Genomic DNA, 14,045 nt, shown 5'->3' on the forward strand with positions numbered 1-14,045 from the left:
CATGTTCGACAAGATTCTGATCGCCAACCGTGGCGAAATCGCCTGCCGGGTCGCCGCGACGTGCAAACGTCTCGGGATCGCGAGCGTCGCCGTCTATTCCGACGCGGACGCGCACGCGAAGCACGTCGCCGCGTGCGACGAGGCCGTGCATATCGGCGGATCGGCGGTCGCCGACAGCTACCTGCGCATCGAGCGCATCATCGACGCCGCGCGCGCGACCGGCGCGCAGGCGATCCACCCCGGCTACGGGTTCCTGTCCGAGAACGAGGATTTCGCGCACGCGTGCGAGAAGGCCGGCATCGTGTTCATCGGGCCGCCGGTCGACGCGATCGCCGCGATGGGCTCGAAGGCCGCCGCGAAGGCGCTGATGCACGCGGCCGCGGTGCCGCTCGTGCCCGGCTACCACGGCGACGAGCAGGACGCCGCGCTGCTGCACCGCGAGGCCGACGCGATCGGCTACCCGGTGCTGCTGAAGGCGAGCGCGGGCGGCGGCGGCAAGGGGATGCGCGTCGTCGAGCGTTCGGACGATTTTCCCGCGGCGCTCGCATCGTGCCAGCGCGAAGCGGCGAGCAGCTTCGGCAACGACCGCGTGCTGATCGAGAAATACCTGACGCGCCCGCGTCACGTCGAAGTGCAGGTGTTCGGCGACACGCACGGCAATACCGTCTACCTGTTCGACCGCGATTGCTCGGTGCAGCGCCGTCACCAGAAGGTGCTCGAGGAAGCGCCGGCGCCGGGCCTGCCGGACGAAGTGCGGCACGCGATGGGCGAAGCGGCGGTCGCGGCCGCGCGCGCGGTCGGCTATGTCGGCGCGGGCACCGTCGAGTTCATCATGACGGGCGACGCGTTCTACTTCATGGAGATGAACACGCGCCTGCAGGTCGAGCACCCGGTCACCGAGATGGTCACGGGCCTCGATCTCGTCGAGTGGCAACTGCGTGTCGCGTCGGGCGAGCCGCTGCCGCTGAAGCAGGATCAATTGCGCGTGACCGGGCATGCGATCGAGGCGCGTCTCTACGCGGAAAACCCCGCGCGCGGTTTCCTGCCGTCGACCGGCACGCTGAAGCACCTGCGCCTGCCCGAAGGCGTCGAGTTCGCGATCGGCGCGCCGGTGCGCGTCGACAGCGGCGTGCGCGAGGGCGACGCGATCACGCCGTTCTACGATCCGATGATCGCGAAGCTGATCGTGCACGGCGCGGATCGCGAGGAAGCGCTCGGCCGGATGATGCGCGCGCTGCGCGAATGCGAGGTGGTGGGTCTTCATACGAACGCCGCGTTCCTGCAGCGGATCGTCGCGTGCGAGCCGTTCGCGACGGCCGATCTCGATACGGGGCTGATCGAGCGCAACCACGACGCGCTGTTCGCGCCGCAGCAACCGCCGCGCGCGGCGCTCGCGCTCGCCTGTGCGGCGTTGCGCGCGCGGGAGCGCGATGAACTCGCGGGCGAAGGTTCGCCGTGGGCGGCGCTGTCGAACTGGCGGCTGAACGCGGGCTTCCGCCGCACGCTCGAATGGCGTGCGATCGATCGCGAGTCGGATCTCACCGTGACCGTCGATGACGACGCGGCCGGCAAGCGATTCGCGATCGGCGATGCGCCCGCGCAGCCGTTCGCGTGGACGCGCGGCGCGACGCCGCTCGATTTCGACGTGACGCTCGACGGCGTGCGCAGCAGCGGCCGCGTGTACGCGGACGGCGACACGTTCCACGTGTTCACGCAGGGCGTGTCCGAGTCGTTCGAGTGGCGCAACCTGCTCGCGCACGCGGGCGACGCCGAGCACGGCGGCGGGCGCCTGACCGCGCCGATGCCGGGCAAGGTGATCGCGGTGCTGGTCGAGGCCGGGCAGGCCGTCGAGCCGGGCACGCCGCTGATCGTGATGGAAGCGATGAAGATGGAGCACACGATCGGCGCGCCGGCCGCGGGCGTCGTCGCGGAAGTGCTGTACGGCGTCGGCGACCAGGTGGCCGACGGCGCGCAACTGCTCGTGATGGCCGAGGCTTGAGCAGCACGTCGGGGCTCGTCGCCGGTCGGCGCGGGTCCTGACCATCCCTGACAGTCCGGCGGCGGGGAGTCCGCTAGACTGGTGGGCTTGCGCGCGCCCGCGCGCTACACTGCCACCATCCAACATCCCATCCCCGCCGACGATGACGTCCCCTGACCTGAACGGCCTGCGCATCGGCATCACGATCGGCCTGCGCGCGCCCGACGAAAGCCTGTGGATCAATGGCATCAAGCAGAACGCGCTGTTTCTCGCGAAGCTGCTGATGGCGTCGGCGCACCGCTATCGCGTGACGCTCGTCAACACCACCGACGTGCCGCTGACCGACGCGCTGCCGTGGGATCGCACCGTCTACGACACGCGTGCGTTCGCGGATGCGAAGGATGCGCTCGACGTGGTGATCGAACTCGGCGGGCAGATCGACGCGGAGCAGACCGCGTACCTGAAGGCGCGCGGCGCGAAGATCGTCAGCTATTGCTGCGGCGTCGAATACATCAACGCGATGGAATCGATGCTGTTCGGCCGGCGGCTGTGGGATTCGCTCTTCATCAACCGCGGCTACGACGAGGTGTGGGCGATTCCGCAGATCGCGCCGTCGTCGTTGCCGTTCCTGCAGTCGCTGCGCCGCTGTCCGGGGCGCGTCGTGCCGTTCGTCTGGGATCCGATGTTCCTGACGGAGCGCGCGCGCACGCTGCCCGGGCATGGCGAATACCGGCCGAGCGGCACGAGCGCGAAGCGGCTGACCGTGATGGAGCCGAACCACAACGTCGTGAAGTTCTGCGTGTATCCGCTGCTGATCATCGACGAGGCGTTTCGCCGGGAGCCCGACGCGATCGCGTTCACGCACGTGACGAACGCCGATCGCCTCGCGCACGAGAGCCAGGAGTTCGTGATGCTGATGAACTACCTGGAAATCGTGCGGGCGGGCAAGGCGAGTTTCGTCGGGCGCTTCGACACGCCCGTGTTCCTCGCGGAACTGACCGACGTCGTCGTGTCGCATCAATGGGCGAACCCGCTCAACTACTTCTACTTCGACGTGTGCTGGCAAGGCTATCCGCTCGTGCACAACGCGAGCCTCGCGCCCGATCTCGGCTACTACTATCCGGACAACGACGTGCAGCAGGGCGCGGATCGACTGCTGCACGCGCTGCGCATGCATGACGACGACTGGGAAGGCTATGCGCGGCGCCAGCGCGAGATCCTGCGGCGCTATACGTCGGCGAATCCGGCGCTCGTCGCCGAATACGACGCGCTGCTCGCGCAGCTGGTCGGCGGCTCGGCCGGGTAAGAACCGGCGCATCGCGCGATGAGAAGACGGCCTGATATTCAATTGTCTGTTTGAATAAAAAAGAAACCGCCGAACGACATGCATTCGGCGGTTTTCAAGGCACGAATCTGACAGATCCTGAGAGACCCGTCGAAATTAATTTTATTGTTAACTAACTTGAAAGATTGTTAAAAACAGTCAGTTGTTTTGATTTTTTTGACGGATTTGATTTTTAGACTCTCCGATATTCCGGTTCGTAGTTAGCGGCTGTTGGCAATACGTCGATTTACACCGGATTGAGCGTCGAGATGAATGAGTCGCGAGTGCTGCTCGCATTGTCTGCATCGGATGATCTGGCGCGTTTGACAAGCGTTGACAGTCGTCCGGCTGGCGCGCGCTTAGAATGAGCCTCGAGTGGTCGAATTCGTTCGGCTACTCTGTCATGCAGTATCCACGGTCTTGAGGCCGCCAGCGTACCCGGTTGGCGGCCATTTTTTTCGCATGAATTCGTCTGATCAAATTCGCGCGGCCGAGGCGTTCATTAACACCGGTTCTGCATGCGAGTTGTGTAATCCATCGAACAGTTCCATTCGAATATATGTGACTGGCTTTCAGGATTTGAATATCGTTGACAAAACATTTGAAGATAAGAATCTAGAATTGGCGTCGCGGTATTTCGGTTTAATGCAGGATGAATTTGCAGCCGGATTTTGATGTAAATCCAGGAATTCGTATTCTTTGATTCCTGTTGTTTGTTATGACGATTGAGCCGCCTGCCGCGGCTCGTCAATTGCCGGAGCGCCGGGATGAGTGCGGTCGATGGTTCCCATCACGCGAACATGAAAACGCCATGCGACGACCTCGCGCCGTGGTTCGACGCGGCCGGCGATCGTTCCGACGTCGCTTCGGTGTACGACTTCATCGAAAGCCGGCTCGCGTTCGCGCGCGAGCCCGTGTGTAGAACCGACCTGTCGGGTGGCGTGCTCTATCAGGAATGTCTCGCGCGGCTCGTCTGCGGAGAGCACACGGTGCTGCGCCCCGCCGCGTTCCTGCCGCGTCTCGAGTCGATGGGGTTGATGTGCTGGTTCGACCAGCTCGTCGTCCGCAGGACGATCGAACGCTTGAGCCGCGATCCGGACGCCATTTACGGCTGTAACGTCGCTGCGTCGAGCGCAGTGGACGATGTGCGCTGGCAGGCTGTCTTCGACAGCCTCGACCGGGAACCGTCGGTCGCGGCGCGGCTCGTGATCGAGATCACCGAAACCGTGCCGCTGAGCCCGGTGTTCGGCCGGTCGTTCGTCCGGCGCTTTCGGCAGACAGGGTGCCGGATCGCGATCGACGATTTCGGCGTCGGCTACAGCGCGCTGAACAATCTCGTGGTCGGCAATCCCGACATCGTGAAGATGGACAGGTCGATCCTGCCGATGCTCAAGCACAACGCGATCGGCCGGTATCAGTTGCGCCGGCTCGTCGCGTTCGCGCTCGAGAATGCGCGGCACGTCGTCGTCGAGGGCGTCGAGAGCGAGCTCGACCGGCAGATGATCGCCGACGTCGGCGTGTCGTGGGCGCAGGGGAATTACTTTCCGTGGCAACCGCACATTGCGTGATGCGGGCCGCGCGGCGCGAACGGCCGGCGGCGAAGGGCCGGTCGTTCGCCGCCGTCGTCGACGCGCGGCCACGGCGGTATCGGCCATGCGGGACGTCGACATCATGAGGGGCGCAAAGGCCGTGGATCGAAACAGCAAGTTGGCGATGCCCGATGAACTGGCCGCAATCGGCGACATCGAGGTCATGCTTCGCCGTCTGGCGCGCGGTTCGGCCCGCGAGCAGGCCGAGGTGGCGCGGTGCGTAGACGGACTGTACGCGGTCGCGCGCCGTATCGCGGCGATGGGCGCGCTCGATTGCACGGGGCGCGAACTGGCGGCCCGATACTATTGCGCAGGCATTGCGATGGGCGTGTACGGGCCGCATTCCGCGATCGCATGCGGCGTGCTCGGCAGCGTCGAATATCGGATGCATGCGAGCGGCGCGCGTGTCGGCCGTGCGCCGCGACGCATCTTCGCGTCGCTGGTGCGCGCGGGACGGCGGCACGGTCACGCGTTCATGGAGACGTGCGGGCGCCTGGTCACGATGTAGCCGTTGCGCCGCGTCGTGCGGCGCGAGTCTGGCATGCGTGGTCGCGGTGACCGGCCGGTTGTCGCCGAGCGGTTCAGCGTTGTCCGGCTTCGGTCAGTACGAGCGTGATCGCCTGGTCGATCGCGTCGTCCCATTGGCCTATGCGCGCGGCGCGCACGATGTGCACGCGCGGATAGAGCGCGGTGCGCGCGCCGCTGCCCCAGCGCGGATCGGGTTTCGGGCTGAGCAGCAGGACGGCCGGCTTGCCCAGCGCGCCCGCGAGATGCACGTGCGCGGTGCAGGTGGTTACGATCACGTCCATCGCGAGGATCAGCGCGGCCAGATCGCTGAAATCGCCGATGCGCTGGTGCGGGAACACGACGGGCAGATCCGACTGCTCGCTCTGTGCGGACAGATCGCGGTTGATGCAGTAAGCGGCATGGCCGCGCAGGCGCGCGAGCGGCGCGAAGTCGCGCAGGCTGGCCGCACGATGAAAGCGCGCATCGCTTTCGTCGCGGCCGCGCCAGTTGATGCCGATGCGCCGGATGCCGGACGGGTCCGCGTCGCGCGCGACCCAGTCGCGCCACGCGGCGGTGCGCTCGGGCGGGCACTGCAGATACGCGCCGTCCGGCAGCCCGGACGGCACGGGCGCGAAGCGGAACAGCGCCGCGAGCATCAGGAACGAACACCAGTAGTCGTACTGAATCTGCGACATGTCGTGCCACGCGCCGTGCGCCGCCACGAATTCGATGTGCGGGAACGTGTGTTGCAGCAGCACCGTCACCGCGTGCGGCACGACGACGGTCACGCCGGCGCAACCCTGCGCGGCGAGCGCATGCAGGTAGCGTGCGTACTGGATCTGGTCGCCGATGCCGCCGTAGCTGATGACCAGCAGGCGCTTGCCGCGCAGCGGCTGGCCCTGATACAGCCGCTGCGGCGGCAGTCCGAATTGCGCGGTCGTGAGCGCGTTCTCGCTCGCGATCGATGCAACGGCCGCCTCGTCGCGCCGGTCGGCGCGCAGCAGCAGCGCCGAGCGGGCGAGTTCGACCCGGCCGCGCAACGCGTCGGGCAGCGCGGCCGTGTCGCCGAAGCGGTCGAGCGCCGCGAGCCCCGCGTTCGGCTGGTCGGCATGGCAGAAACAGTGAGCGAGCTGGATCGCGATATCGTCGTCGCCGAGCCCGCGGCCGAGCGCCTGCCGCCAGTGCGCGATCGCCTGTCCCCACTCGCAGCGCGCTTCGTGCTCCAGCGCGCGGTTCCAGTTCGTCTCCGGCGCGTCGGCCTCGGCGATTTCGTGTGCGCGGCTGTCGACGGGCGCGGTGCGCTCGATCGGCTCGCCGGTGATGACGAGACGCTGCCGGTCCCAGCGCGCGTTCGGCACGCACAGCAGGTTCAGCGCATCCATCCGGTAGAACGTGTAGTCGAGGCCGTCGAACTCGGCAATGATCGCTGCGTCGCCGGTTTTCCAGTACTCGATCCAGCACCACGGCGCGTGCGCTTCGATCAGCCGTCGCGCGCCGCGCAGCGCGTCGATCTCCATCCCTTCGATATCGAGCTTCAGGAAATCCAGCCGCGGCAGGCCGAGCGAATCGAGCGTCACGACCGGCGTCGGCGTCCCGCCCGATTCACTGTCCGACACGAGCGACACGGTGCCGAAGTCGGCATCCTGTCCGTAGTCGATGTCGGGCACCCGCATCGTGCCGTTGCGGCTCGCGAGGCCCATGTTCAGCAGATGCAGGTTGTCGAGGTCGTTGAGCGCGGCGGTGCCGCACAGCGCGCGATAGAGCGTGCGCTGCGGCTCGAATGCATGGACCTGGCCGCCGCGCGCGCGCAGGCGCTGCGCGATCGGCACGCACACGAGCCCCGCGTTTGCGCCGCCGTCCACCGCGATGCAATCGTCGGGAAGCTGGTCGACCACCTGCATGATCGTGTCCAGCTCGGCCTGGATATGCGGGCGGCCTGTCTTGATCAGCGCTTCGGCCTGAAATTGGCAGTGCCGGTTAATGATGAACGGGCCGTACACCGAGTCGATCACCACGAAATTGCGGATGGGCGTATTCATGGGCAGGGGAGGGTCGCGTCGAGGGAATCAGCCGAGCGATCGGCCGCCGAACAGCGCCTGGATCCGTTCGGAATGGGCGCGCACGTTCGGCTCCGCGAGCGCATCGACGCCGGCGAGGAACCGGCGGGCCGCGTGCGCGTACTCGTCGAGCCGCGCGTCGTGCGTTTGCGCGGCCATCGCGATCGCGCGTGCCGCGTCGAAGATGTCGAAGTCCGCGTAGTAGTACCCGACGTCGCGCAGGAACGGCGAGTTGTGGACGAGCGGATAGTTGCCGTACAGCGCGTCGTAAAGCAGGTAGTTGAGGCCGTTTTCCCAATGGTGCGACACGACGATGTCGGTGTGATGCGCGGCCCACGCGACGAACGGCGCGCGCACGTCCGCCGTCGCCTTGCCGTCGCGGACCATTTCGAGGCCGAGCGCGAGATGCTTGAAGGCGACGTTCTCCTTCTTGTCGAAGGTGTTGGTCATGTACACGTGTTCGACGAGCTCCGGATGCGCGACGTAGCAGGCATTCGCCGCGAGCATCGGCACGACCGCGCTTTTCACGACGTTGAGGTTCGGCTCGAAGAACGCGATCCGCTTCGCGGGGCCGTGATTGCGGTAGCCGAAGCGTGCCTTCAGCTCGGGGGCGGCGTCGAGGCTCCGGTCGATGAAGTACGGCGACCAGATGTGCGGCAGCACGAACACCGGTGCGCGATAAACCGCCTGGAAATAGGCCGCGCAGGTGTGCGCGTGCTGCGGATTGGTCCAGATCTCGTCGAACTGCACGCGGTGCGGATTGGGGCGCCAGTCGTTCTGCCCGAAGTTGATCGTCTCGACTGCGATCACGTAGTCATTCCCGAAGCGGTAGGACACACATTTCCCGCCGCGCTGGCGGACCGCGTCCGCGTGGGTCGGATGGATGAACGCGTTCATCTCGATCAGCAGGTCGGTCTGGTGGACGATCGACGACAGCGGCCGCAGCGCGTCGCGGAATCCGTTCATCATCAGCGCTTCCGGGTACGCGGTCACGCCGTCGTCATGCACGAGCCAGACGTCGCCGACGAACGGCGACTGCTTCAGCAGCATCGCCAGGTACACGCAGTGCTGGTTCGCGCCGTTGTACCAGATCGACTGCGTCGCGTCGCGCTGCACGTTCATCGTGATGGCGACATTGATTTTCATGGCGGCTCCCCGTCGGCGGCGGCTGTGTGTCACGCGGTCCGGTAGAGCGCCGCGATCGCGTCCGTATAGGCGGCGACGTTGTCCGGGTTATAGATGCTGACCGAATCGAGCACGTGCAACGACCGCTCGCGGTACGCGTCGAGGTTCGCGTCATGCTCGGCGAACGCCTTCAGCAACGCGCGGCCGCCCGCCTGGCAATCGAAGTCCGGATAGAAATACCCGGCCTTGCCGAGGAACGGCGAGTTGTGGATCAGCGGATAGTCGCCGTACAGCAGCTCGTAATACAGGTAGTTCTGCGCGTTTTCCCACGTGTGCGACACCACCGCGTCGCCATACACGGCCATGAACTCGTACACCGCGTAACGGCTTTCGAACGTCGTGAGCCCGTGATCGACGATGTCGAGGCTTTTCGCGAAGTGGACGAACGTCGTGTGGTCCTTCAGGTGCACCGTGTTGCACACGCGCACGATTTCGAGGAAATCCGGCTGCGCGCGATACGCCTCTTCGGCCACGAGCATCGGGATGATGCTCGTCTTCACCATGCAGATGTTCGGCTCGAACATCGTCACGCGCCAGCGCGGCTTGCCGGGCTGGTAGCCGAACGACAGGCCGGGCCCGAGCGTCGCGCGCGCCTTGTCGAACAGCATCGGGTGCCAGATGTGCGGCACGATCGTCACCGGCGCGCGCAGGCCCGTCTGGTAGTAATGCAGGCACGAGCGCTCGAATTCCGGAATCGTCCACACCGCGTCGTACGGCGCGCCGGAGAACAGGAAACCCGACGGCTTGTTGAACATCGCGCGCTCGATGTCGATCACGTAGTCGTTGCCGACCCGCATCGTCGCGACCTTGCCGCCGCGTTCGCGGAATGCGCGCAGATAGTCCGCGCTGAACTGCGCGCTCATCTCGATCAGCACGTCGCAGCGCTGCATCGCTTCGTCCATCGACAGCAGCGGCACGTTCCATTCGCCGAGCATCATCTGCGGATCGGCGACCTGCTCGCCGCCGTTCACCATCACCGCTTCCGCGACGAGCGGCGACTGGCGCAGCAGCAGGATCAGCAGCAGGCAGTTCTGGAAGATCCCGTTTTCCCACAGCGACTGGCCGGCGCCGCGCACATGCAGCGACACGCCGACGACGAGACGCTTGCCTGCGCCGGGCGCTTGACGGGCATTGGAGTCCGACATGCGTGTTCTCCGGTTCAGGCGACCAGACGCGCGACGAACGCGTCCAGGTTCGCGGGGTTGTCGATCGAGACCGACTTCAGCAGCCGGTCGGTTTTCGCGCGGTAGTCGTCGAGCCGCGCGTCGTGGTGTTGCCAGGCGTCGAGCAGCGCGCGGCCGCCGGCCGCCGCGTCGAAGTCCGGATAGTAGTAGCCGGCGTCGCCGAGCAGCGTCGAGTTGTGGATCAGCGGATAGCCGCCGTACAGCACGTCGTAATACAGGTAGTTCTGCGGATTTTCCCAGTGGTGGGACACGACGGCATCCGCATGGCGCGCCATGAAGCCGGGCAGGTCGATGCGCGGCTCGAAGCTCGCCTTGTGCTCGCGAATGAGGTCGAGGCTGTTCGCGAAGTGCAGGAACGTCGGGTGCTCCTTCAGGTGCATCGCATTGACGACGAACAGGTGCTCGACCGCTTCCGGACGGGCCCGGTAAAGCTCCTCGCACGCGAGCATCGGGTAGTGGCAGGTTTTCACGACCGAGATGTTCGGCTCGAGCGTCGCGAGCCGCCACGCGGCGCGGCCCGGCTGGTAGCCGAACGTCACGCCTTCGCTCGCGAGCGCGGCGATGCGCCGGTCGAGGAAGTACGGCGACCAGATGTGCGGAATCGTATGGACCGGCGCGCGCGTGAGCGTGCGCAGCAGCGGCACGTCGATGGTCTGCGATTTCTCGAGCACCCACACTTCGTCGAACGGCGCGCCGTTGAAGATGTGCCCGGACGGCTTGTCGAAGATCGGCGTTTCGGTAAGGCCGCTGTAGGTATGGCCGACGAAGCACGCGATGCGCTTCTTGCCGAGCGCCTTCATGTGCTTCAGCCATTCGACCGGCAGCTGTGCGCCCATTTCGATCACGACGTCGAGTTCGTGCGTGACGTCGCCCGGCTGCACGAGCGGCACGTCGAGCCCGTCGAGGTCGAGGCCGGCCGGCAGTGCGTGCGCGTCCCCGCCGTTCAGGAAATAAACCGGGCCAATGCGATCCGATTGTTTCAGCATCATCGCGAGGTACGCGATGTTCTGATGGATGCCGTTTTCCCAGATCGCCTGGCCGTCTCGCGCGAACAGCGAGATGCCGACGGCCGGCCGTTCGTTGCGGGCGCCGCGCGATGCGGCTTGAATGTTGTCCGTCACCAGCTTTATCCCTCTGCGGCGCCGGCTGTCCGGTGGCGGCAGTGTGCCGCGAAGCCCGGATCCGGTGTGCCGTTGGTTGTCACGTGTGCGTCTGTGCCGACGCGGCCCGCCGCGACGCGCGATGTGCGTCGTGACGTCGGCGGCCGGATCGGGAGCGATGCGCCGGCGAGCCGATGCGTCGCGCGGCGGATCCGGCCGGGCCGGCGGCTTGCGGCGATTGTGGCACGGAAACCGCCGGTTTGTGGAGTCGGGACAGGACTGATCGATACGGCCGGCGCAGGCACGTCGGTGGCGCGCGGCGATCGGTCAGGGCAACGTTGCCGGATCGCCATCGCGCGGTGTGGCCGGGCGGGAGGCTGTCGTGCGTATTCCGAAGCGTCTGCGCATGCGAAGCACGACCGCCGCCAGCTCAATGCTGCAGCGAGATGTCGACGCGCCGGTTGCTTGCGCGGCCTTCCGCCGTCGCGTTGGAGGCGACCGGATCGGCGCTGCCGCGTCCCGTCACCGTCCACGTGCCGGCCTTCAGCCCGCGCGCTTTCAGATAGGTTGCAACGGCTTGCGCGCGTCGCTGCGACAGCGCGAGATTGGCGGCGTCGCCGCCGACGGAATCCGTGTAGCCCGTGACCGTCACGCGCGTGTAGGTCGTGTCCTGCCGCGCGCCGAGCAGCGCGTCGAGCGACGACCGCGCGTTCGGCGTGAGCGTCGCGAGGCCCGTCGCGAACAGCGCGTCGCCCGCGAGGTTCACGTGCTCGACGGGAGCAGGCACTGCCGCGGCGGCTTGCGGCGATGCAGGTTCCGGCTGTGCGACTGCCGGCGTGCCGCACTGAAACACCAGCGTGGCCGGGTCGGCGTTGTCGCGCAACGCCTTCGCGGCATCGACGGTCCGCACCGGCTGGTCGCCGCAGATGCGCCGTGCGGCCTTCATGCAGGTATCCGGCCCCGAGAAGATCCCGTGGCAGTCGACCTGGTACGTGCGCACACCGTCGCGCGGCTGCAGTTCGGATGCGCTGAACGTCGGGCCGGACGCGCTGGAGCATGCGGCCAGGGATATCACGGACAGCGTGAGGGCAAGATGCAGTTTGTTCACGATAGTGACCTGGAAATGTTCGTGACCGGTCGGAGTCCCGCCGCGCGGAATGCGAACGGGGTCCGTTTTCCTTTCGTACCCGCGGCGGGGCCGGCGGCTTCGACGCAGCCGGACCGCGCGGCGGGCCTGACTTCCGCTTTTACTTCCACTGATACAGCACGCCCGCACCGATCACCCTCTGGCCGCCGCTGAAGCCGCCGTTGATCGACGCCTTCAGGTTCTCGGTGATCCGCGCCTGCATGTTGACCGCCATCGCCTTCTGGCCGAGGAACGTCGACGTGCCGACCCCCATCCCGAAGTTGGCGTCGCGGTCGAGCTGCGGGATCGACGCCATCGCGCCGACGGCCGCGATACCCTGCTTCGCCATCTGGTCGGTTTGCTGCAGCTGGTTGCCGAGGCTGTTGATCTGCGTCTGCTGGTTCGACAGCGCCGTCGACATCGTCGTCGACACCGCGTTCAGCTGGTTGACGTTGACCGCATCGGTGCCCTGCGTTCCCGGCGCGACGTTGACGACCTGGCGCTGCTGCGTGTCGCTGCCGACCGACACGACGTTCGAGCGGCCGCCGTCGGTCGAATTCGCGCCGATCGCCACCGAGTTCGAGCCGGCGGTGACGGTCGGGTGGTCGGAGCCGGTGCCGTTCATGTCGGTGGCCACGCCGTTGGTGTTGACCGACCGGATCGTGTTGTTGTTGATCGTCGTCGACAGCTGGTTCAACTGGTTGTTGATGGTCGTCACGCCGGTCGACAGCGAAGCCACGGTGCTGTTCGTCGAGCTGAGGCCCGTCGACAGCGACGTGAGGCCGGTCGACGTCGACGTGGACAGCGACGTGACGGTGCTGTTCGTCGAGCTGATGGTGGTCGACAGCGAGCTGATGCTCGTCGACGTCGACGTCGACAGCGACGACACCGTGCTGTTCGTAGTACTCAGGCCGGTGGACAGCGAGCCGACGCCGGTCGACAGCGACGAGATGCTCGTCGACGTTGCCGTCGACAGGCTGTTGAGGGCCTGGTTCGTCGCGTTGAGCTGGCTGCCGTTGATCGCGTCCGTGCTGGTGGCCGTCACGCGGCCCGCGGCGACGTTGGTGATCTGGCGTTCCGCGCCCGGCGCACCGACGCTCACGACACTCGTCGGCGTGCTGCCGGCGAAGAAGTACGTGACGCCGCCGATCGTCGCGCTCGACGTCGGGTTCGCGACGGACGTGACCGAGCCCGTGCCGAGCGCGACGTCGTTGACGTTGTTCGCGACGGCGTTCGAGCCGAACGCGAGCGACCCGGCGCCGGCTGCCGTCGCGGTATTGCCGAGGGCCACGGAACCCGTGCCCGTTGCGACGTTTGCGTTGCCGAGCGCGAGGGCGCCGTTGCCGGTTGCCGTGTTGTTCGCGCCGGCCGCGACCGCGCCGGTGCCGGTCGCGACGTTCGGGTCGCCGATCGCGACTGCGCCGTCGCCGCTCGCGGTGTTCGCGACGCCGATCGACACGGCCTTGCCGCCGGTGGCCATCGCGTTCTGGCCGATCGCGACCGCACCGTTGGCGTTCGCGTTCGCGCCGTCGCCGACCGCGACGCTGCTCGCGCCGGACGCGCTGGCGTTCACGCCTGCGGCGATCGCGTTGACGCCGGTTGCGCCGTTGTTGTTGTAGTTGGCCTGCTGCGTGCCGTTGTCGTTGACGCTGTAGTAGTGCGTCTTGGCGGCCTGGATCGCGGTCGAAGTCGACGTGGACAGCGACGTCACCGAGCTGTTGGTCGAGCTGAGGCCGGTGGACAGCGAACCGATGCCGGTCGAAGTCGACGTGGACAGCGACACGATCGTGCTGTTGGTCGAGCTGAGGCCGGTGGACAGCGAGCTGATGCCGGTCGAGGTCGAGGTGGACAGCGACGAGATCGAACTGGTTGCCGACGAGAGGCCAGTCGACGTGGAGGTCGACAGCGACGAGATCGAGCTGGTTGCCGACGACAGGCCGGTCGACGTGGACGTCGACAGGGATGCAACCGAGCTGTTGGTCGAGCTGAGGCCGG

The 14,045-nt window shown here is 66.7% G+C and carries 10 protein-coding genes; 4 read left to right on the plus strand and 6 right to left on the minus strand.

The features are described 5' to 3' along the window. Position 1 precedes the first annotated feature (1 nt). The 4 genes from ACV229_RS38270 (at position 2) to ACV229_RS38285 (ending at position 5,399) form a co-directional block, all read left to right on the plus strand. A complete protein-coding gene (locus tag ACV229_RS38270; RefSeq protein ID WP_448088239.1) occupies positions 2-1,999 on the plus strand; it encodes an acetyl-CoA carboxylase biotin carboxylase subunit in 1,998 nt (665 codons plus the stop codon). A gap of 142 nt (positions 2,000-2,141) precedes the next feature. Then, the gene (locus ACV229_RS38275) at positions 2,142-3,284 is read left to right on the plus strand and encodes a DUF2827 domain-containing protein (RefSeq protein ID WP_448088240.1); all 1,143 of its coding nucleotides are present in this window, start codon (positions 2,142-2,144) and stop codon (positions 3,282-3,284) included. Positions 3,285-4,069: 785 nt separating this feature from the next. Beyond that, on the plus strand, positions 4,070-4,870 hold the full coding sequence (locus ACV229_RS38280; protein ID WP_448088241.1) for an EAL domain-containing protein: 801 nt from the start codon (positions 4,070-4,072) through the stop codon (positions 4,868-4,870). Between the two features lie 145 nt (positions 4,871-5,015). Beyond that, positions 5,016-5,399: a hypothetical protein gene (locus ACV229_RS38285; protein ID WP_448088242.1), complete on the plus strand. Its 384-nt coding sequence runs from the start codon at positions 5,016-5,018 to the stop codon at positions 5,397-5,399. 73 nt (positions 5,400-5,472) lie between these two features. Here ACV229_RS38285 and ACV229_RS38290 read toward each other — a convergent pair whose 3' ends face one another. From ACV229_RS38290 to ACV229_RS38315, 6 genes are all read right to left on the minus strand, one after another. Continuing rightward, on the minus strand, positions 5,473-7,437 hold the full coding sequence (locus tag ACV229_RS38290) for an FkbM family methyltransferase (RefSeq protein WP_448088243.1): 1,965 nt from the start codon (positions 7,435-7,437) through the stop codon (positions 5,473-5,475). Between the two features lie 27 nt (positions 7,438-7,464). Further along, positions 7,465-8,601 carry a DUF2827 family protein gene (locus ACV229_RS38295; RefSeq protein ID WP_448088244.1) on the minus strand — a complete coding sequence of 379 codons (1,137 nt, stop codon included), beginning with the start codon at positions 8,599-8,601 and terminating at the stop codon, positions 7,465-7,467. Between the two features lie 29 nt (positions 8,602-8,630). Then, a complete protein-coding gene (locus ACV229_RS38300; RefSeq protein WP_448088245.1) occupies positions 8,631-9,785 on the minus strand; it encodes a DUF2827 domain-containing protein in 1,155 nt (384 codons plus the stop codon). Positions 9,786-9,799: 14 nt separating this feature from the next. After that, entirely contained in the window at positions 9,800-10,945 is a 1,146-nt protein-coding gene (locus ACV229_RS38305; protein WP_448088246.1) for a DUF2827 domain-containing protein, read from the minus strand. Positions 10,946-11,354: 409 nt separating this feature from the next. Next, positions 11,355-12,032, minus strand: a complete 678-nt coding sequence (locus ACV229_RS38310; protein ID WP_448088247.1) for an OmpA family protein — start codon at positions 12,030-12,032, stop codon at positions 11,355-11,357. 139 nt (positions 12,033-12,171) lie between these two features. Next, on the minus strand, positions 12,172-14,045 hold a 1,874-nt coding region (locus ACV229_RS38315), incomplete at its 5' end, for a YadA family autotransporter adhesin (protein ID WP_448088248.1).

The sequence above is a fragment of the Burkholderia sp. MR1-5-21 genome, from assembly GCF_053427715.1.

What these genes read in the sequence shown, in the direction of transcription:
- ACV229_RS38270 (WP_448088239.1), top strand. Translation starts at nt 2, where the DNA reads ATGTTCGACAAGATTCTGATCGCCAACCGTGGCGAAATCGCCTGCCGG.
- ACV229_RS38300 (WP_448088245.1), bottom strand. Translation starts at nt 9,785, where the DNA reads ATGTCGGACTCCAATGCCCGTCAAGCGCCCGGCGCAGGCAAGCGTCTC.
- ACV229_RS38280 (WP_448088241.1), top strand. Translation starts at nt 4,070, where the DNA reads ATGAGTGCGGTCGATGGTTCCCATCACGCGAACATGAAAACGCCATGC.
- ACV229_RS38295 (WP_448088244.1), bottom strand. Translation starts at nt 8,601, where the DNA reads ATGAAAATCAATGTCGCCATCACGATGAACGTGCAGCGCGACGCGACG.
- ACV229_RS38285 (WP_448088242.1), top strand. Translation starts at nt 5,016, where the DNA reads ATGCCCGATGAACTGGCCGCAATCGGCGACATCGAGGTCATGCTTCGC.
- ACV229_RS38275 (WP_448088240.1), top strand. Translation starts at nt 2,142, where the DNA reads ATGACGTCCCCTGACCTGAACGGCCTGCGCATCGGCATCACGATCGGC.
- ACV229_RS38290 (WP_448088243.1), bottom strand. Translation starts at nt 7,437, where the DNA reads ATGAATACGCCCATCCGCAATTTCGTGGTGATCGACTCGGTGTACGGC.